The organism is Cupriavidus neocaledonicus (assembly GCF_000372525.1).
Lineage (GTDB): Bacteria > Pseudomonadota > Gammaproteobacteria > Burkholderiales > Burkholderiaceae > Cupriavidus > Cupriavidus neocaledonicus.
On the sequence record NZ_AQUR01000095.1, the window covers coordinates 80,326 to 98,471 of the forward strand.

The 18,146-nt window shown below is 68.9% G+C and carries 15 protein-coding genes and 1 tRNA gene; 10 read left to right on the plus strand and 6 right to left on the minus strand.

Annotation, left to right across the window (positions count from 1 at the left end; genetic code table 11):
- The first annotated feature begins 133 nt into the window (after positions 1-133).
- From gcl to A3AG_RS0114830, 7 genes are all read left to right on the plus strand, one after another.
- Positions 134-1,918, plus strand: a complete 1,785-nt coding sequence (gene gcl / locus A3AG_RS0114800) for a glyoxylate carboligase (RefSeq protein ID WP_018006165.1) — start codon at positions 134-136, stop codon at positions 1,916-1,918.
- Positions 1,919-2,031: 113 nt separating this feature from the next.
- A complete protein-coding gene (hyi, locus tag A3AG_RS0114805; protein ID WP_018006166.1) occupies positions 2,032-2,814 on the plus strand; it encodes a hydroxypyruvate isomerase in 783 nt (260 codons plus the stop codon).
- A 250-nt stretch (positions 2,815-3,064) separates the two neighbouring features.
- Positions 3,065-3,985, plus strand: a complete 921-nt coding sequence (locus tag A3AG_RS0114810; protein ID WP_018006167.1) for a 2-hydroxy-3-oxopropionate reductase — start codon at positions 3,065-3,067, stop codon at positions 3,983-3,985.
- Positions 3,986-4,098: 113 nt separating this feature from the next.
- Entirely contained in the window at positions 4,099-5,412 is a 1,314-nt protein-coding gene (locus A3AG_RS0114815; RefSeq protein WP_018006168.1) for a glycerate kinase type-2 family protein, read from the plus strand.
- A 74-nt stretch (positions 5,413-5,486) separates the two neighbouring features.
- On the plus strand, positions 5,487-6,950 hold the full coding sequence (gene pyk, locus A3AG_RS0114820) for a pyruvate kinase (RefSeq protein ID WP_018006169.1): 1,464 nt from the start codon (positions 5,487-5,489) through the stop codon (positions 6,948-6,950).
- A 258-nt stretch (positions 6,951-7,208) separates the two neighbouring features.
- A complete protein-coding gene (ypfJ, locus tag A3AG_RS0114825; protein ID WP_018006170.1) occupies positions 7,209-8,078 on the plus strand; it encodes a KPN_02809 family neutral zinc metallopeptidase in 870 nt (289 codons plus the stop codon).
- 300 nt (positions 8,079-8,378) lie between these two features.
- Entirely contained in the window at positions 8,379-11,516 is a 3,138-nt protein-coding gene (locus tag A3AG_RS0114830) for a multidrug efflux RND transporter permease subunit (RefSeq protein ID WP_018006171.1), read from the plus strand.
- Between the two features lie 113 nt (positions 11,517-11,629).
- Here A3AG_RS0114830 and A3AG_RS0114835 read toward each other — a convergent pair whose 3' ends face one another.
- The 3 genes from A3AG_RS0114835 to A3AG_RS0114845 all read right to left on the minus strand — a co-directional run bounded on the left by A3AG_RS0114835 (position 11,630) and on the right by A3AG_RS0114845 (position 13,673).
- A complete protein-coding gene (locus A3AG_RS0114835) occupies positions 11,630-12,043 on the minus strand; it encodes a hypothetical protein (RefSeq protein WP_012354246.1) in 414 nt (137 codons plus the stop codon).
- A gap of 259 nt (positions 12,044-12,302) precedes the next feature.
- A complete protein-coding gene (rnk, locus tag A3AG_RS0114840) occupies positions 12,303-12,722 on the minus strand; it encodes a nucleoside diphosphate kinase regulator (protein ID WP_026164200.1) in 420 nt (139 codons plus the stop codon).
- A 519-nt stretch (positions 12,723-13,241) separates the two neighbouring features.
- The gene (locus A3AG_RS0114845) at positions 13,242-13,673 is read right to left on the minus strand and encodes a Cd(II)/Pb(II)-responsive transcriptional regulator (RefSeq protein WP_018006173.1); all 432 of its coding nucleotides are present in this window, start codon (positions 13,671-13,673) and stop codon (positions 13,242-13,244) included.
- Between the two features lie 220 nt (positions 13,674-13,893).
- Here A3AG_RS0114845 and A3AG_RS0114850 point away from each other — a divergent pair, with 220 nt between their 5' ends.
- Positions 13,894-14,238: a hypothetical protein gene (locus A3AG_RS0114850; protein WP_035848844.1), complete on the plus strand. Its 345-nt coding sequence runs from the start codon at positions 13,894-13,896 to the stop codon at positions 14,236-14,238.
- 126 nt (positions 14,239-14,364) lie between these two features.
- Positions 14,365-15,243, plus strand: coding sequence for a protease HtpX (gene htpX / locus A3AG_RS0114855; protein WP_018006175.1), 879 nt, complete (start codon positions 14,365-14,367; stop codon positions 15,241-15,243).
- Positions 15,244-15,252: 9 nt separating this feature from the next.
- Here htpX and arfB read toward each other — a convergent pair whose 3' ends face one another.
- From arfB to A3AG_RS0114870, 3 genes are all read right to left on the minus strand, one after another.
- Positions 15,253-15,657 (minus strand): alternative ribosome rescue aminoacyl-tRNA hydrolase ArfB, encoded by a 405-nt coding sequence (gene arfB / locus A3AG_RS0114860; protein ID WP_026164201.1) that lies wholly within the window; start codon positions 15,655-15,657, stop codon positions 15,253-15,255.
- Between the two features lie 37 nt (positions 15,658-15,694).
- Positions 15,695-16,510, minus strand: a complete 816-nt coding sequence (locus A3AG_RS0114865; RefSeq protein WP_051073524.1) for a MipA/OmpV family protein — start codon at positions 16,508-16,510, stop codon at positions 15,695-15,697.
- A 165-nt stretch (positions 16,511-16,675) separates the two neighbouring features.
- Positions 16,676-16,751, minus strand: a tRNA-Arg gene (locus A3AG_RS0114870).
- A 463-nt stretch (positions 16,752-17,214) separates the two neighbouring features.
- Here A3AG_RS0114870 and A3AG_RS0114875 point away from each other — a divergent pair.
- Positions 17,215-18,111, plus strand: coding sequence for a c-type cytochrome (locus A3AG_RS0114875; RefSeq protein WP_018006178.1), 897 nt, complete (start codon positions 17,215-17,217; stop codon positions 18,109-18,111).
- The last annotated feature ends 35 nt before the right edge of the window (positions 18,112-18,146 follow it).

The window sequence follows — 18,146 nt, forward strand, 5'->3', positions numbered from 1 at the left end:
CCGACGTGGCATTCCTGCCCATATTGCGTACTGCAAGTATCGAATCAACTGATCGCTCTTCTGTTTATCCCAACCGGGTCGCGGGAATAGGATCGACTCCAACGAAATTCCCACCATTACCGGAGACAAGATCATGGCAAAGATGAGAGCAATCGACGCGGCAATCGCCGTGCTGGAGAAGGAAGGCGTGACCACCGCGTTCGGCGTGCCCGGCGCGGCCATCAACCCGTTCTACTCGGCGATGCGCAAGTCGGGCAACATCAACCACGTGCTGGCCCGCCACGTCGAGGGCGCCTCGCACATGGCCGAAGGCTACACCCGCGCCGAGCCGGGCAATATCGGCGTCTGCGTCGGCACCTCGGGCCCCGCCGGCACCGACATGATCACCGGCCTGTACTCGGCCTGGGCGGACTCGATCCCCATCCTCTGCATCACCGGCCAGGCCCCGCGCGCGCGCTTGTACAAGGAAGACTTCCAGGCAGTCGACATCGAGTCGATCGCCAAGCCCGTGACCAAGTGGGCCGTGACCGTGCGCGAGCCGGCGCTGGTGCCGCAGGTGTTCCAGCAGGCCTTCCACATCATGCGCTCGGGCCGCCCGGGCCCGGTGCTGATCGACCTGCCGTTCGACGTGCAGGTCGCCGAGATCGAATTCGATCCCGACACCTACCAGTCGCTGCAGCCGTACAAGCCGGCCGCCTCGCGCGCCCAGATCGAGAAGGCCATTGCCATGCTGAACGCGGCCGAGCGCCCGCTGATCGTGTGCGGCGGCGGCGTGATCAACGCCGATGCGTCGGAGCTGCTGGTCGAGTTCGCCGAGCTGGTCAACGTGCCGGTGGTGCCGACCCTGATGGGCTGGGGCGTGCTGGCCGACGACCACCCGCTGCAAGCCGGCATGGTCGGCCTGCAGACCTCGCACCGCTACGGCAATGCCACGCTGCTGGCTTCGGACTTCGTGATGGGCATCGGCAACCGCTGGGCCAACCGCCACACCGGCAGCGTCGACGTCTACACCAAGGGCCGCAAGTTCGTGCACGTCGATATCGAGCCGACGCAAATCGGCCGCGTGTTCGGTCCGGACCTGGGCATCGTCTCGGACGCCAAGGCCGCGCTGGAGCTGTTCGTCGAAGTCGCGCGCGAAATGAAGATGGCCGGCCGCCTGCCGTGCCGCAAGAGCTGGGTCGCCGACGTGCAGAAGCGCCGCCGCACCATGCAGCGCAAGAGCGACTTCGACAACGTGCCGGTCAAGCCGCAGCGCGTGTACCGCGAGATGAACCAGTACTTCCCGCGCGACGTGCGCTACGTCAGCACCATCGGCCTGTCGCAGATCGCCGCCGCGCAGTTTCTGTCGGTCAACCAGCCGCGCCACTGGATCAACTGCGGCCAGGCCGGCCCGCTGGGCTGGACCATCCCGGCCGCGATCGGCGTGAAGACCGCGTCGCCGGATTCGGACGTGGTGGCGATCTCGGGCGACTACGACTTCCAGTTCATGATCGAAGAGCTGGCCGTGGCCGCGCAGTTCAAGGTGCCTTACATCCACGTGGTGGTGAACAACTCCTACCTCGGACTGATCCGCCAGGCCCAGCGCAACTTCGAGATGGACTACTGCGTGCAGCTGGCCTTCGACAACGTCAACGCCCCCGAGCTGAACGGCTACGGCGTGGACCACGTCAAGGTGGTCGAAGGCCTGGGCTGCAAGGCGATCCGCGTGTTCAAGCCGGAAGACATCGCCCCGGCCTTCGCCGAAGCGCGCGACCTGATGGCCGAGTTCTCGGTGCCGGTGGTGGTCGAGGTGATCCTGGAGCGCGTGACCAATATCGCAATGGGCACCGAGATCGACAACATCAACGAGTTCGAGCCGATCGAAGACCTCGAGGACATCGAGGAAGCGATCCTGAAGGAAGAAGTGGAAACGGCGTAAGCCATAACACGCCCACCCTGGAAAGCGCGGGCTACGGCCCGCGCCGATCCAGCGTCCCCGCATCACCGGTTCTGCACCGGCAGAACGACAACACAATTAAACCGGAGAGACTCATGACTAAACTTGCGGCCAATCTCACCATGCTGTTCAACGAAGCGGGCTTTCTCGACCGTTTCGAAGCCGCCGCGCGCGCGGGCTTCCGCGGCGTGGAATTCCTCTTCCCCTATGCGTTCCATGCGGACCAGATCGCTGACCGCCTGAACCGCTTCCAGCTCGACCTGGTGCTGCACAACCTGCCCGCCGGCAAGTGGGATGCGGGCGAGCGCGGCATCGCCTGCCACCCGGATCGCGTCGGCGAGTTCCAGGACGGCGTGGGCGAGGCCATCAAGTACGCCAAGGTGCTGGGCGTGCGCCAGCTGAACTGCCTGGTCGGCATCCTGCCGCAGAACGTCAAGCGCGAACAGGCGCAGGAAACGCTGGTGGAAAACCTGCGCTTCGCCGCCGGCGCGCTGGCCGCCGAGCATATCGACCTGCTCATCGAGCCGATCAACACCTTCGACATCCCCGGCTTCTTCCTGTCGCGCACGCAGCAGGCGCTGGACCTGATCACCCAGGTCAACGCACCCAACCTGTACGTGCAGTACGACATCTATCACATGCAGCGGATGGAAGGCGAGATCGCCAACACCATCAAGGCCAACCTGCCGAAGATCAAGCACATCCAGCTGGCCGACAACCCGGGCCGCAACGAGCCGGGCACGGGCGAGCTGAACTACCAGTACCTGTTCAGGTTCCTGGACGAGATCGGCTACACCGGCTGGATCGGCTGCGAATACAAGCCGAAGACCACTACCGAAGCCGGCCTGGGCTGGCGCGCCGCGCACGGCGTGCAATAAGCGCTTGTTTGCTCCCCTCTCCCGCCTGCGGGAGAGGGGCGGGGGTGAGGGCCGGCGCTTGCCGCAGCGGGGATGCCTTCAAGAACCGAAGGCTTCGCTTGATGTGGCACCTGGCTAGTCCACCCCTCACCCCAACCCTCTCCCCATGAGGGGAGAGGGAGAACACCTTGCTGGGGCCAGCTCGGGCGGCTTGGGAGCACCCAACACCGCTGGCTTCGATTTCGTTTTTTTTATTCTTAGGAGACATCACATGGCAACCACTCGCAACGTCGGCTTCATCGGCCTGGGCATCATGGGCGCACCGATGGCGGGCCACCTGCGCGCCGCCGGCCACACGCTGTTCGTGCATGACGTCAACCCGGCCCCGCAGGCGCTGGTCGATGCAGGCGTGACCGTCTGTACCAGCGCCGAGGAAGTCGCCAAGCGTGCCGACATCATCATCATCATGGTGCCGGACACGCCGCACGTGGAAGCGGTGCTGTTCAGCGAGAAGGGCGTGGCCGCCGCGTTCAAGGCCGCCGGCAAGGAAGCCAGCTACAGCAAGATCGTGGTCGACATGAGCTCGATCTCGCCGATCGCCACCAAGGACTTCGCCGCGCGCATCAACAAGCTGGGCGCCTCGTACCTGGACGCGCCGGTGTCGGGCGGTGAAGTGGGCGCCAAGGCCGCGTCGCTGACGATCATGGTCGGCGGCCCGCAGGAGGCCTTCGACCAGGTCAAGCCGCTGTTCGAGCTGATGGGCAAGAACATCACGCTGGTGGGCGGCAACGGCGACGGCCAGACCACCAAGGTGGCCAACCAGATCATCGTCGCGCTGAACATCCAGGCCGTGTCCGAAGCGCTGCTGTTCGCGTCCAAGGCCGGTGCCGATCCGGCCAAGGTGCGCGAGGCGCTGATGGGCGGTTTCGCCGCGTCGCGCATCCTGGAAGTGCACGGCGACCGCATGGTCAAGCGCACCTTCGATCCGGGCTTCCGCATCGAGCTGCACCAGAAGGACCTGAACCTGGCGCTGCAGGGTGCCAAGGCGCTGGGCGTGGCGCTGCCCAACACCGCCACCGCGCAGGAGCTGTTCAACACCTGCTCGGCCAACGGCCTGGGCAAGCAGGACCACTCGGCGCTGTGCCGCGCGATCGAGATCATGTCGAACCACCAGATCGCCAACGCCAAGTAAGCAGCAACCCCCGTCGTCCCCGCCCAGCGGGGACGACACGCTTTGCAGTACCCGCATCGTACCCAGTGCGTACCCGAAGTACCCGGCGCACCCGTCAGCACCCAGGATTCTTCATGCTCGTCACCGAACCCCAAGCCGCCCTGCTGTCGCCCCAGCGCACCGCAGCCAACGCTGAACCGCGCGCGATGCTGCGCGACCTGTTCGATACCGCGGTCGCCTCCGTCAGCGCCAGCCACTGCCTGCCGCCGCACCTGCCGGCGCCGCCGAAGGGCCGCACCGTGGTGATCGGCGCCGGCAAGGCCGCCGCGGCGATGGCGCAGGCGGTGGAAGCGAACTGGCAAGGCGAGCTGTCGGGACTGGTGGTGACGCGCTACGGCCACGGTGCCGACTGCAAGCGCATTGAAGTGGTCGAAGCCGCCCATCCGGTGCCCGACGAAGCCGGCGCGCGCGCCGCGCAGCGCATGGTGGAACTGGTGCAGGGCCTGACCGCCGACGACCTGGTGCTGTGCCTGATCTCCGGCGGCGGTTCCGCGCTGCTGGCAGCGCCCGCGCCGGGCCTGACGCTGGCCGACAAGCAAGCCGTGAACAAGGCGCTGCTCAGGAGCGGTGCCAGCATCGGCGAGATGAACTGCGTGCGCAAGCACCTGTCCGCGCTCAAGGGCGGACGCCTGGCGCTGCACTGCGCGCCGGCGCGCGTGGAGACGCTGCTGATTTCCGATATTCCCGGCGATGACCCGACCCTGATCGCCAGCGGCCCGACGCTGCCCGATGCAACCACCTGCGCCGATGCGCTCGCGGTGATCGCCAAGTACGGCATCGACGTGCCCGCCAACGTGCGCGCGCACCTGGAGAGCGGCGCCGGCGAGACGCCCAAGCCCGGCGATGCGCGCTTCCACGGCCACCGCAGCGTGACGCTGGCCACCGCCCAGCAAGCGCTGGAAGCGGCCGCGGCGCGTGCGCGCGAACTCGGCTTCGAGGCCCACATCCTGTCCGACTGCATCGAGGGCGAAGCACGCGAAGTGGCCGAAGTCCACGCCGCGATCGCGCGCCAGGTGGCACGGCGCGGCCAGCCCTTCGGCAAGCCGTGCGTGATCCTGTCCGGCGGCGAGACCACCGTGACCGTGCGCGGCAAGGGCCGCGGCGGGCGCAATGCCGAGTTCCTGCTGGCGCTGGCGGTGGCGCTCGATGGCCTGCCCGGGGTGCATGCGCTCGCCGGCGACACCGATGGCATCGACGGCTCGGAAGACAACGCCGGCGCGCTGCTGTCGCCCGACACGCTGACCCGCGCCGGCGCGCGCGGGCTGCATGCGCGCGCGCACCTCGAGAACAACGACGGCTACGGCTTCTTCGCCGGCCTGGACGACCTGATCGTCACCGGCCCGACCCGCACCAACGTGAACGACTTCCGCGCGATCCTGATCATCTGACGATCGCCGCCAACGTAGTACCGACTGACTCGCGGCGCCGACGCGCCGCTACCGAGAATGGAAGAGGAGACATCATGAGACGCCAGCGCAAAGCGAAGATCGTGGCCACGCTCGGCCCCGCCAGCACCGACATCGCGGTGATCCGCGCGCTGTTCGAGGCCGGCGCCGACGTGTTCCGGCTGAACTTCAGCCACGGCACGCACGACGACCACCGGGCGCGCTACGACGCGGTGCGCCAGGTCGAGGCCGAGACCGGCCGCCCCATCGCCGTGCTGGCCGACCTGCAGGGCCCCAAGCTGCGCATCGGCACTTTCGCCGCCGGCAAGGTCGCGGTGCGCACCGGCGATGTGTTCGTGCTCGACAGCGACCCGACCCCGGGCGACGGCACCCGCGTCTACCTGCCGCACCCGGAGCTGTTCCAGGCCGCGCAGCCCGGCCAGTCGCTGCTGATCGACGACGGCAAGGTGCGCCTGGCGATCGAGTCGGTCACCGCCGGCACCATCACCACGCGCGTCGCCAACAACGGCTCGCTGTCCGACCGCAAGGGCGTGAACGTGCCCGACGCGGTGATCCCGATCCCGGCGCTGACCGAGAAGGACCGCAAGGACCTGGACTTCGCGCTGGCGCTGGGCGCCGACTGGATCGGCCTGTCGTTCGTGCAGCGCCCGTCCGACATCGTCGAGGCGCGCGAGATCGTCGGCACCCGTGCCGGCATCCTGTCCAAGATCGAGAAGCCGGCCGCGCTGCAGCAGCTGGAAGAGATCGTGCGGGTGTCCGATTCGGTGATGGTGGCGCGCGGCGACCTCGGCGTGGAACTGCCGCCGGAGCGCGTGCCGGGCGTGCAGAAGCGCATCCTGCGCGTGTGCCGCCAGCTGGGCAAGCCGGTGGTGATCGCCACGCAGATGCTGGAATCGATGATCGACTCGCCGGTGCCGACGCGCGCCGAAGCGTCGGACGTGGCCAGCGCCATCTATGAAGGCGCCGATGCCGTGATGCTGTCGGCCGAGTCGGCCAACGGCCGCTACCCGGTGCCGGCGGTGTCGATGATGAACCGCATCGTCACCGAGGTCGAGCGCGACCCGCTGTACCGCAACCTGCTCGACGCCCAGCACGAGACCCCGCTGAACACGCGCCAGGATGCCATTTGCGCCGCGCTGCGCGAAGTCACGCACATCATCGGCGCCGCCGCGACGGTGACCTATACCTCGTCCGGCTCGACCGCGCTGCGGGCCGCGCGCGAGCGGCCGTGCGCGCCCATCGTCAGCATCACGCCCAACCTGGAGATCGCGCGCCGGCTGGCGATCGCGTGGGGCATCCACTCCACCGTGAGCCCGGACGTGCAGAGCGTCGACGAAATGGTCGAAGCCGCCACGCGCGCCGCCGTTGCCGAAGGCTATGCCGCGCCGGGTGACCAGATCACCATCGCCGCCGGCATGCCGTTCGGCCAGGGCGGCACCACCAACCTGCTGCGCGTGGCCGAAGTCAGCGCCAGCGTGGTGGCCGCCGCGCCTGCCGCACGCGAGGCCGCACTGGCCTGAGCGCGCGCTCGCGCGTGCCCGCTCCGGAACCTCCAGGCCATGACGGAACCGGGTGCAAACCCGGTTCTTCGCTTTGCCGCACACCGCCCGCATTGCCCGTCTCCAGGGCGAGTGGGCGGTGTTTTTTTTGGCATGCCGCGGCGCGCATCCGCGGGCACGGCGCGCTGCGGGATGCGCCCCGAAGCGCGAGCACCGAAGCGCGGATTGCTATACTGAATTCCACTTCCCCCTACCCTGTTCCCCAAGCCCGGAGTCCCCATGCGCCTCGATGACGAAGCCGAAAGCCAGCACGTTGAAGACCGCCGCGGGGGGTTCGGCGGACTTGGCGGCAAGTCGATCGGCATCGGCACGGTCATCATCGCGCTGGCGGCGTCGTATTTCTTCGGCATCGACCCGATGCTGATCATGCAGGGCGCGTCGGTGCTGCAGGGCTCCGGCCCGCAGCAGCAACAGCAGCAGGCCAACCGGCCGCCGGCGACGGACCAGATGACGGTGTTCACGCGCAAGGTGCTGGGCAATACCGAGCGCACCTGGCAACACATCTTCGAAACCCAGCTCAACCGCCGCTATGCGCCGCCGACGCTGGTGCTGTTCTCCGGCGCCACGCCGACGGCATGCGGCACCGGCCAGTCGGCGATGGGCCCGTTCTACTGCCCCGGCGACCAGAAGGTCTATATCGACCTGGCGTTTTATGACGAATTGCGCCAGCGCTTCGGCGCCGGCGGCGACTTTGCCCAGGCCTATGTGATCGCGCACGAGATCGGCCACCATGTGCAGAACCTGCTGGGCGTTTCGGACAAGGTCGATAACGCGCGCCGGCGCATGGGCGAGGCCCAGGCCAACCAGCTGTCGGTGCGCATGGAGCTGCAGGCCGATTGCCTCGCCGGCGTATGGGCCGCCACCGCGCAGCGCGCCAACCAGCAGCTGCTGGAACCGGGCGATATCGAAGAAGGCCTGAAGGCCGCCGCCGCGATCGGCGACGACCGGCTGCAGCGCCGGTCGCAGGGCTATGTCGTGCCCGAAGCCTTTACCCATGGCTCCAGCGAGCAGCGCGTGCGCTGGCTGCGCCGCGGCATCGAGTCCGGCGACATCCGCAAGTGCGACGCCTTCGCCGCGCGCGACCTGTAGTTTCCCGCCCCCCCAACGTCGGTGGGGGGCCGCCAATGTGACGTTTGCGTTGTCCGGCCCCGCGTCCCTGTCTATAATCGCCGGCAAGGCCGCAGTATGACGGCCGCACGCCGGCGTCGATCCTCACCGATCTTTTCCCGCCGCAGTGTCGGGTCCCTCCCCGCGGACCCCCGTACCCCGGTACGCGCCAACTTGCCGCAGTCGTTGCGGCGTCTCCGCACCCAAGCCGTTCCGTTCCAACCGCACCGGAGCCACGGCCGATCTTCACTTGCCGTGCGCCCGTGCCAGCCCTGACCTGACATGGCGTCGTTTTTCCTGAAGCGCCCGGCGTTCGCCTGGGTGCTGGCCATCCTGACCGTGGTGGCCGGCCTGCTGGCCCTGAACCGCATCCCCATCGCCCAGTATCCGGCGGTGGCGCCGCCCACGGTGATCATCTATGCCGATTACCCCGGCGCGTCCGCGCGCACGGTGGAAGACCGCGTCACCGCGGTGCTGGAGCAGCAGATGCACGGCATTCCGGGCCTGCTCTACCTCGATTCCAGCAGCGAGGGCGGCACCGCGACGGTGACGCTCGGCTTCCGCCAGGGCACCGACCCGCAGCTGGCGCAGGTCAATGTGCGCAACCGCGTGGCCCAGGCCGAGCCGCTGCTGCCCGAGGCGGTGCGCCGCGGCGGGGTCTATGTCGACCAGGCCAGCAGCAGTGCCTTCATGTATGTGTCGCTGGTGTCGGACAGCGGCCAGCTCGATGAAACCGCGCTGGGCGACTTCGCCGCCGGCTCGGTGCTGCCGCTGCTGCGCCGCCTGCCCGGCATCGGCAAGGCCGAGCCCTACGGCGCCGAGTACGCGCTGCGGATCTGGTTCGACCCGGACAAGCTCAACGCCTTCAACCTGACCACGGCCGAAGTCGAGGCCGCCATCCGCGCGCGCAACGGCAACGTCACGCCCGGCCAGCTGGGCGGCGCGCCGGCGGTGCCGGGCCAGCCGTTCCAGGCGATCGTGCGCCCGCCGGCGCCGATGAGCGACGCGCAGGCGTTCGGGCGCATCGTGGTGCGCGCCGCCACCGACGGCTCGGCGGTACTGCTGCGCGACGTGGCGCGGGTGGAACTGGCCGCCAGCGACTACCGTTACGGCTCCACGCTGAACACGCGCAACGCCGCGTCGATCGGCCTGAAGCTGGCCGACGGCGCCAACGTGCTGCAGACCTCGCGCACCGTGCGCGCCGCGCTCGATGCCGCCAGCCGCGGCTTCCCGGGCGACGTGCGCTATGAGATCTCGTATGACGGCGCCACCTTCGTGCAGGCATCGATCTCGCGCGTGGTGCTGACCCTGATCGAGGCCACGGTGCTGGTGTTCCTGATCCTGTACCTGTTCCTCGGCAACCTGCGCGCCACGCTGATCCCCTGCATCGTGGTGCCGGTGTCGCTGCTGGGTACGGTCGCGTGCCTGTACGCGCTGGGCCTGTCGCTGAACGTGATCACGCTGTTCGGCGTGGTGCTGGCGATCGGCATCCTGGTCGACGACGCCATCGTCGTGGTGGAAAACGTCGAGCGCATCATGCGCAGCGACGGCGTCGGTGCGATGCAGGCGGCGGCGCGCTCGATGCGCGAAGTCTCCGGCGCGCTGGTCGCGGTGACGCTGGTGCTGTGCGCGGTGTTCGTGCCGATGGCGTTCTTCGGCAGCGCGGTGGGCGTGATCTACCGGCATTTCGCCGTGACCCTGGCGGTGTCGATCGCGTTCTCGCTGTTCTTTGCGCTGACGCTGGCGCCCGCGATGTGCGCCAGCCTGCTGCGCCACAGCGCGGCGCCGGCGCGCGGGCCGCTGGCGTGGTTCGATGCGCGCTTTGCCGCGTTCACCGCGCGCTACGCCGGCTGGGTGCAGGCGCTGCAGCGCCGCCGGCTGCGCTGGCTGGCGGTGTACCTGGCGCTGACGCTGGCGTGCGGCTATGCGCTGTGGAAGATGCCGAGCGGGTTCCTGCCGGAAGAGGATACCGGCGAGATCGTGGTCGACGTGGAGTTGCCCGCCGGCAGTACCCAGGCCGGCACGCGCCGGCTGGTCGCCAGCCTCGAGCAATGGATGCGCGACCAGCGCTACCCGGTGCGCTCCAGCTTTGCCGTGCTGGGCTGGAGCAGCGGCGGCAGCGGCGAGCAGCGCGCCAGCCTGTTTATCGGCCTGACCGACTGGAAGGCGCGCGGGCGCGGGCACACCGCGCAGGCGGTGCTGGAGCGGCTTTCGGCCGGCCTGGACAGCTGGCCCGGCCGCGGCGCGGCGCAGCTGTTCGCCTACAACAGCTCGGCGCTGCCGGAACTGGGCAGCATCGGCGGCCTGGATATGCGCCTGGTGGCGCGCCAGCCGGTGGGCCGCCAGGCGCTGTTCGCCGCGCGCGACAAGCTGATCGAGCGTGCCAGGCAGGACCCGGTGCTGGGCGAGGTGCGCGCCACCACCGGCCAGCCGGTGCCGGCGCTGGACCTGAAGATCGACTACCGCAAGGCCGAGGCCTTCGGCGTCGACGCCGAGGCCGTGCACCACACGCTGTCGGCAACGCTGGGCTCGCGCTATATCGACGAAGTCGCGCGCGAAGGCCGGGTGCGGCGCGTGATCCTGCAGGCCGACGCCCCGTTCCGCATGCACCCGGAGCAACTGGCCCGCGTGCATGTGCGCAACGCGCAGGGTGCGATGGTGTCGCTGGCCGCGTTCGCGTCGCTGGAATGGGGGCAAGGCGAGGTCACGCTGGAGCGCTTCGACGGGTTCAGCTCGGTGCGCATCAATGCCGAAGCGGCGCCCGGCTACACCACCGGCGCAGCGATGACGCGGCTGGCCGAACTGGTGCGCGAGCTAGGACCGGAATTCGACGTGCGCTGGACCGGCCGCGCCTACGAGCAGGAGCAGACCGGCACGCAGGCGCCGTGGCTGTTCGCGCTGTCGCTGCTGTTTATCTTCCTGTGCCTGGTGGCGCTGTATGAAAGCTGGACCTTGCCGCTGGCGGTGATTGCGATCGTGCCCACCGGCCTGATGGGCGCGGCCGCGGCGATCTGGCTGCGCGGCATGCCCAACGACGTCTACTTCAAGGTAGGCGTGGTGGTGATCATGGGCCTGGCGGCCAAGAACGCGATCCTGATCGTCGAATATGCCGAGCAGCTGCGGCGCGGCGCCGCCGGCGCCCTGGACGTGGTCGAGGCCGCCACGCGCGCGGCGCGCCAGCGGCTGCGGCCGGTGGTAATGACCTCGCTGGCGTTCGTGCTGGGGGTGGTGCCGCTGGCCATCAGCACCGGCCCGGGCGCGGGCGCGCAGCAGGCGGTCGGCACCGGCGTGCTGGGCGGCATGCTGGGCGCGACGGTGCTGGGCACGCTGGCGGTGCCGCTGCTGTACGCGGCCATCGCGCGCCGCTTGCCACGCGCGCAGCCAGCGCCGGAACAAGCGGCTGCGGCAGCTACGGAATAGAAAAACGCCTGCCAGGCGAAGAGAGAAGGAGGAGGAGGTCGGCCGGGCAGGCGGGAGAGAAAACTTGCGGCCACCGCAGTGGCCGCGCAGGGTCTTGGGGCAGACCCGTGGGATCAGACGCGATAGCCGTACAGCGAACCGTCGCCGGAGCGCGAGTTGTCGAGCGCGCGTTCGGCCACGTCGCCGGTGAAGGTGTGCGTGCCTTCGCTGAAGGTATCGAACTTGCCGCGCTTCGAGATCTCGCCGCTGAAGCTGTGCGCCCCTTCGCTGAAGGTGTCGAACTTGCCGTCGCGGCGCGAGCCTTCCGAGTACGGGTCGAAGCGGCCGGTGCGGGCGCCGTCGGTGTAGGTGTCGAACTTGCCTTGCTTGGCGCCGTCCGTATACACATCGTACTTGCCGACCCGCAGCGCGTCGGCATACACATCGAACTTGCCAACCTTGCTGGCAGCGGGGGCAGCCATCGCCGTAGCGGACGCGGCCACTGCCGCGAACACGAGCGCGCCGCCAAGGATACGTCTGGCGATCATTTGGGACTCCTTCAACTGATTTCGTCGTTATTTCTTGTCGGTCCGGGATAAGACTCCGGCCGCTCCGCAATCTATGTTGCGATGCGAGCACGGACTGAAGATTAGTCACAGCCCGCGCCAGCAGAAATACCGCTGCGACGAATGGTGCGTTGCGAGTCGTGAAACGACTGGCTTGCCGATGAATGGTGTCCGCGGAACGCCGGCGACATGCCGCCACGGACCTGTGCGCGTGGCGGCGGCCGCACCCGCGAGGGCGGGCTCAGAGCGTATATTGGCCGGCGGCTTCGGGCTGGAATGCGATCTCGGCGATGCTCACTTGCTGCTCGCGGCCATCGGGCAGGCGGTAACTGACGGTCTCGCCGGCGCGCGCGCCCAGCAATGCCTGGCCCACCGGCGACAGCACCGACAGCCGGCCGGCGTCGAAGTCGGCCGCGTCGGGATACACCAGGGTCCAGTTGCGCGGCTCCTGCTCGCCCGGCAGCGTGCAAACCACGCGCGTGTTCATGGTGACCACGTCGGTCGGGATCTCTTCGGGCGCGACAATGGTGGCGCGCGCCAGCAGGCCGTCGAGCATGTCTTCGAGCTGGGCGGAGCCGGCGCGGCTGGCGATGCGCTCCAGGCGGGTGACGTCGAGTTCGGTCAGGTACAGGGTGGCGGTCTGGGTGTTGGTGGCCGTCATGGCGGGTCCTCCGGCAGTCGTGGTTGGGCGCGGCCGGCCAGCATGTTGGGCGGCGGCGGTCAGGTCTTGCGGGTTGGCGTGCGCGCGCAGCGGCGCGCGCATCAACGGATCGGCAAAAGCGTTGCGGCGATCGCCGGCAACAACGGAAACGCTGGCTCGGGCCCGGTTCGGCCCGGGCCCCGCGGTGGGAGACGAATCAGGCTGGGAACCGGGCGGAATCAGGCGGTGCGCCGATCCGGCGGGGAGACGTCGCGCGCTTGGCGCGCTGGGGCAGGCTGGGAGCCAGGGTGACCGCGGACGCGTGCGGGCGGCCGGTCCGCAGCGGGCGGACAGGCGCGTAGGGCATCGGCGTCAGGCGATCGGTCAGGGTCATTGCGGAAAAGGATAGGCGGCAGTGAATCGCTTGCTGCCTTGGCGAGCCTGGAAGTGGTGGCTCACCTGCCTTGCTGCGCCGGCTCATGCACCGTGCTGGTGCGAAACCGGAGCAACCATCGTAGCACAGCGTTGCGGTCGGGGTCGTCACCCGTTGGTGGCATGGCACTCGCAGCCCGCCCCCGCTGCCGCCTGCTGCAGGTTCTGCAGAATGCCGCACGCGCTGGCAGGCTGATGATGGCGGCAGGTCTCGCGCAATGCGCGCAGCTGGCGCTCGAGTGCCTCCAGCGCCACGCGTTGGGCATGGATCTGGGCGATCTGGCGGTCCAGCAGCGTGTTGATATCGTCGCAGTCTTGTGACGGGTTGCGCTCGAACTCGCGCAGCCGCCGCACGTCCGACAGGCTCATCCCGAGCGAACGGCAATGCCGCACGAAGTTCAGCTGCACCACATGGCCCTCGTCATAGCGGCGATAGCCGTTGGCCTCGCGCCGGGGCGCGTCGAGCAGCCCTTCGCGCTCGTAATAGCGGATGGTCTCGACATCGCAGCCGCTGGATCGTGACAGTTCGCCGATACGCATATGCCTGTTCCTTGCCATACCCTGTAACGACTACAGGGTTGACGATAGTGTAGGCCAGCCGGCCGCATCCTGCAGGCGGTGGCGAAGCGGCCGCAACCGTCGGTGTGCTACCGCCGCCACGGCGGCGCCCGCCACCTGCCGCATCCTGTAGAATTCCTTCCACTTCCACCGAATAAGCCGTCCCCTGTTCGTGCGCGCCCTGCGGCTGCTCCTGCTGGTCATGATGCTGGCCTTCCTGCCCCTGCCGGGCTGGGCGGCTGCATTCGCGCACGCGGTGGTGTCCACCGCCGAAACCGCGGCCGTACCCGCCGCTGCGCCCGGCGCCGCCGATGCCGCCGACGCGGATCGCGCTGCCGTGACAGGCGACCCGGCCGGCGATCCCCTGCCGCTCCCCGAAGCCGCCGAGCCGCAGTGGCAGTCCGGCGCCGACCTGGCCGAGCAACTGCTGCCGGCCACCCCGCTGCGCCTGGCTCCCTGGGCCGGCCGTGCCGGGCCGCCGCGCTATGCCGGCGCCCTGCTGCCCGAACCAGACCTGCCGCGGCTGCCGCGACCGCCACGCGCCTGATCCCCCAACGGCGCGGCCTGGCCGCGCCCGCCCGAACCCGCGTGCCGCACACGAATGCGGCGCGCGCCTGCGGTCCCACCGCACCCTTGCGCCGCACGGCGCGACCTACCACTGCTCCACACTCACATGAAACGCGTACTGCTTTTCCTGGCGACCAACCTCGCCGTCATGCTCGTCCTCAGCATCACCGCCAGCGTGCTCGGGGTGAACCGCTTCCTGACCGCCAACGGGCTCAACCTGGGCATGCTGCTGGCGTTTGCCGCGCTGATGGGTTTCGGCGGCGCCTTTATCTCGCTGCTGATGTCCAAGACCATCGCCAAGTGGTCGACCGGCGCGCAGGTCATCACCCACCCCAGCACCAGCACCGAGCTGTGGCTGGTGCAGACCGTCGAAAAGCTGGCGCAGCGCGCCGGCCTGCCGATGCCGGAAGTGGCCATCTACGAGGGCGAGCCCAATGCCTTCGCCACCGGCGCCACCAGGAACAGCTCGCTGGTGGCAGTGTCCACCGGCCTGCTGCAATCGATGTCGCATGAAGAAGTCGAGGCCGTGCTCGCGCACGAGGTCGCGCACGTCGCCAACGGCGACATGGTCACGCTGACGCTGATCCAGGGCGTGGTCAACACCTTCGTCATCTTCCTGGCGCGCGTGGTCGGCTACTTCGTCGATTCGATGCTGCGCAAGAACGACGAGGAAGCGAGCGGCCCCGGCATTGGCTACATGGTCACGGTGATCGTGTGCGAGATCGTGTTCGGCATCCTGGCCAGCATCATCGTGGCCTGGTTCTCGCGCCGCCGCGAGTTCCGCGCCGATGCCGGCGCCGCCGGCATGATGGGCACGCCCACGCCGATGGTCGCGGCGCTGCGCCGCCTGGGCGGGCTGGATCCGGACGGGCTGCCGCAGAACATGCAGGCGATGGGCATCGCCGGCGGCAAGTCGTGGATGGCGCTGTTCTCGAGCCACCCGCCGATCGAGCAGCGCATCGCCGCGCTGCAGTCGGCGCGCTGAAGCCAGGGCTCAGTCGAACACCCGGCCGCGCAGCGCCTTGACCTGGCTGCGCTGGCTCTTGCTCTCCAGCCGGCGCTGGCGCGACGCCAGCGTCGGCCGCGTCGGCCGGCGCACGCGCGGCGGCGTGGCCACGCTGCGCACCAGCTCGTGCAGGCGCCGCACCGCCTCGTCGCGGTTCTGGTCCAGGCTGCGGAACTGCTGCGCCTTGATCACCACCACGCCGTCGCGCGTGATGCGGTGGTCATGCAGCGCCAGAAGGCGTTCCTTGTGGTCGGGCGGCAGCGAAGATGCCCGCACGTCGTAACGCAGGTGCACGGCGTTGGATACCTTGTTGATGTTTTGCCCGCCCGCGCCTTGCGCGCGGATCGCGGTAATCAGGTATTCGTGGTGGGGAATGACGAGCTCGTCGACCATGGCCGCATCATAGCAAGCCGGCCCCCGCCGGACCGCACTAGCGCCACGAATAAGCCAGGCCGACGCCATAGGTGATCTGGTTGCGCGTGCCGCGCTGCGTGACGATGGGGCTGTCGGCCGCGTCGCCGGCCAGGCGCTGCGCGTAGACCATCGCGCCGCCATACCAGTGCTTGTCGAACTGGTAAATCAGCGCCAGCCAGCCCGTAAACTGCTCCAGCCCGCCGCCGGGGCTGTAAGCGGGCAGGCCGCTCGCCGCCGAGTCCGCCGGCGTCACGCCGAAGTAGGTACGGTTGAAGCTGCCGCTGACCCAGGTCGCGCCCAGGCCCGCGCCCGCGTAGAGGCGCTGGTGCAGCGGCATCCAGAAGGTGCCGGTGGCGGTGACGCGGCTGCCGCCGTAGACGATGCCCGCATTGGTCATCACGTTGATGCCGCCGCGCAGCCGCCATGGGACACGTCCGGGGTTCAGGTATTCATAGCCGATGTACCCGCCCGCCTCCACCGTGGTGTCGATCTCATGCACCTGCGCCACGACCGGATCGTCGACATTGTTGCGGCCGAGGCGCAGCCCGACGGCCGGGCCCCACTGGAAACCCGTCAGTCCGCCGAAATTGAACTGCGCATACGGCCCGTACCATTCCAGCAGCCGTCCGCCCGGCGTGACATAGCGCAGTCCGGGCACCACGCCGACCATGCGGTCCTTGCCTCCGGCAAACTCGGTGGTGGAGCCAATGCCCAGTCCGGCCATGTTGGGCAAGCCACCAGGCAAGCTCAGCGGCGTGGCAACGGCTGTGGCACTTGCACCGGCCAGTGCCAGCGTAGCCAGCCAGCATATGCGGTTGGTCGGAATAGCCATGGCTGTCTGAGGAACGGCGCCATCGGCGCGCCCGGTTCGGTGGAGTGTGTGAATCTAGCAGCACGGGCGCGCGCCACTGCCCGATCGCGTGCTGAAAGTTTTCGTCGCGCGAGTTAAAGCGGGCCCGCCGGGGTGCGGACACTGCATGGCACAGCTGAGGAAAATTGGCGCGCCCGGCTGGGATCGAACCAGCAACCCCTGCCTTCGGAGGGCAGTACTCTATCCATTGAGCTACGGGCGCACAGACGGTTTTGCAACCGGTTTTGCGGGTACAGCGATTGCGGCGGGCGAGTGCCGCCGCTGGAAAGTCGCATAGGATACCGCTTTTGCCCGGCGCCGTCCATGCGGGGCCGATACGGGCGCTGGTGAACGTCTCGCAACCGCCGCTTTTTGGCACTGGCAGGGGGGCTTTGGCGCTATAATCGCCAGCTATTTGCGTCAAATCGTGCCCGTCGCGCCGTCGGCGCAGCGAGTCGACCGGGGTCAAATCCGGGCGGCTGGTTGTCGGCGACAATCGGGCCCCGGTCCGGGAGACAGTCCGAGGTACGCAAATGGCAACAGACCCAAGTCAGGCAAGGGCCGCAGGGGAGCGCGGGCGGTCCGGATGGGGCCGGATAGTGGTCAGCGAAGGGCCACACCAGGGCCAGAAAAAGCAAGCCGAGCGTAAGCGGCCAGAAGGTTTCCTGCAAAACTGAGAGTTCTGTATGAGCGACGTCCACAACGAACACCCCGAGCACGAGTCTCCCATCAAAACCCCGAAGCAGTTGATCGCAGTCGTGATCGCGGCGTTCCTGGTGCCGATCATCGTGATCATCCTGCTGGTCAACTTCGTCGGACACGGCTCGACCGAAAGCGCCGGCGCCAGCACCGCCGCCGAAGCCATCAACGATCGCATCAAGCCGGTCGCCTCGCTCGAAATCAAGGATCCCAACGCGCCGCGCGTGTTCAAGACCGGCGAACAGGTCTACAAGGAAATCTGCGCCGCCTGCCACGCCACCGGCGCGGCGGGTGCCCCCAAGCACGGTGCCGCCGGCGACTGGTCCGCGCGCATCGGCCAGGGCTTCGACGGCCTGATGAAGTCGGTGCTCAACGGCAAGGGCGCGATGCCGCCGCGCGCCGGCAGCACGCCTGACGACTACACCGATTACGAACTGGCCCGCGCCGTGGTCTACCTGGCCGACGCCGGCGGCGCCAAGTTCCCCGAGCCGCCGGCCCCGGCCGCTGCCGCGCCGGCCACGGCCGCAGCGCCTGAAGCCGCCGCCCCGGCTGCCGCTGCGGCGCCGGCTCCCGCTGCTGCGGCGGCTCCGGCAGCCGCTGCCGCTCCCGCCGCTCCCGCTGCTGCCGCGCCGGCCGCTGCCTCGGCCGAAGTGGGCAAGAAGGTCTACGAACAGGTCTGCGCCGCCTGCCACGCCGCCGGCGTGGCAGGTGCGCCCAAGTTCGGCGACAAGGCCGCCTGGGCGCCGCGCCTGAAGGAAGGCATGGATGCGGTCCACAACTTCGCCCTCAAGGGCAAGGGCGTGATGCCGCCCAAGGGCGGCTATGCCGGCCCGGACGCCGATGTGATCGCCGCGTCGGACTACATGGCCAACGCCGCCAAGTAAGCCAGACCAACGCCAACAAAAAACCCGCGCCTCGC

Excerpts from the sequence above, each read along its gene's own strand:
- gcl (WP_018006165.1), top strand. The coding sequence starts at position 134 with ATGGCAAAGATGAGAGCAATCGACGCGGCAATCGCCGTGCTGGAGAAG.
- hyi (WP_018006166.1), top strand. The coding sequence starts at position 2,032 with ATGACTAAACTTGCGGCCAATCTCACCATGCTGTTCAACGAAGCGGGC.
- A3AG_RS0114810 (WP_018006167.1), top strand. The coding sequence starts at position 3,065 with ATGGCAACCACTCGCAACGTCGGCTTCATCGGCCTGGGCATCATGGGC.
- A3AG_RS0114815 (WP_018006168.1), top strand. The coding sequence starts at position 4,099 with ATGCTCGTCACCGAACCCCAAGCCGCCCTGCTGTCGCCCCAGCGCACC.
- pyk (WP_018006169.1), top strand. The coding sequence starts at position 5,487 with ATGAGACGCCAGCGCAAAGCGAAGATCGTGGCCACGCTCGGCCCCGCC.
- ypfJ (WP_018006170.1), top strand. The coding sequence starts at position 7,209 with ATGCGCCTCGATGACGAAGCCGAAAGCCAGCACGTTGAAGACCGCCGC.
- A3AG_RS0114830 (WP_018006171.1), top strand. The coding sequence starts at position 8,379 with ATGGCGTCGTTTTTCCTGAAGCGCCCGGCGTTCGCCTGGGTGCTGGCC.
- A3AG_RS0114835 (WP_012354246.1), bottom strand. The coding sequence starts at position 12,043 with ATGATCGCCAGACGTATCCTTGGCGGCGCGCTCGTGTTCGCGGCAGTG.
- rnk (WP_026164200.1), bottom strand. The coding sequence starts at position 12,722 with ATGACGGCCACCAACACCCAGACCGCCACCCTGTACCTGACCGAACTC.
- A3AG_RS0114845 (WP_018006173.1), bottom strand. The coding sequence starts at position 13,673 with ATGCGTATCGGCGAACTGTCACGATCCAGCGGCTGCGATGTCGAGACC.
- A3AG_RS0114850 (WP_035848844.1), top strand. The coding sequence starts at position 13,894 with ATGATGCTGGCCTTCCTGCCCCTGCCGGGCTGGGCGGCTGCATTCGCG.
- htpX (WP_018006175.1), top strand. The coding sequence starts at position 14,365 with ATGAAACGCGTACTGCTTTTCCTGGCGACCAACCTCGCCGTCATGCTC.
- arfB (WP_026164201.1), bottom strand. The coding sequence starts at position 15,657 with ATGGTCGACGAGCTCGTCATTCCCCACCACGAATACCTGATTACCGCG.
- A3AG_RS0114865 (WP_051073524.1), bottom strand. The coding sequence starts at position 16,510 with ATGGCTATTCCGACCAACCGCATATGCTGGCTGGCTACGCTGGCACTG.
- A3AG_RS0114875 (WP_018006178.1), top strand. The coding sequence starts at position 17,215 with ATGAGCGACGTCCACAACGAACACCCCGAGCACGAGTCTCCCATCAAA.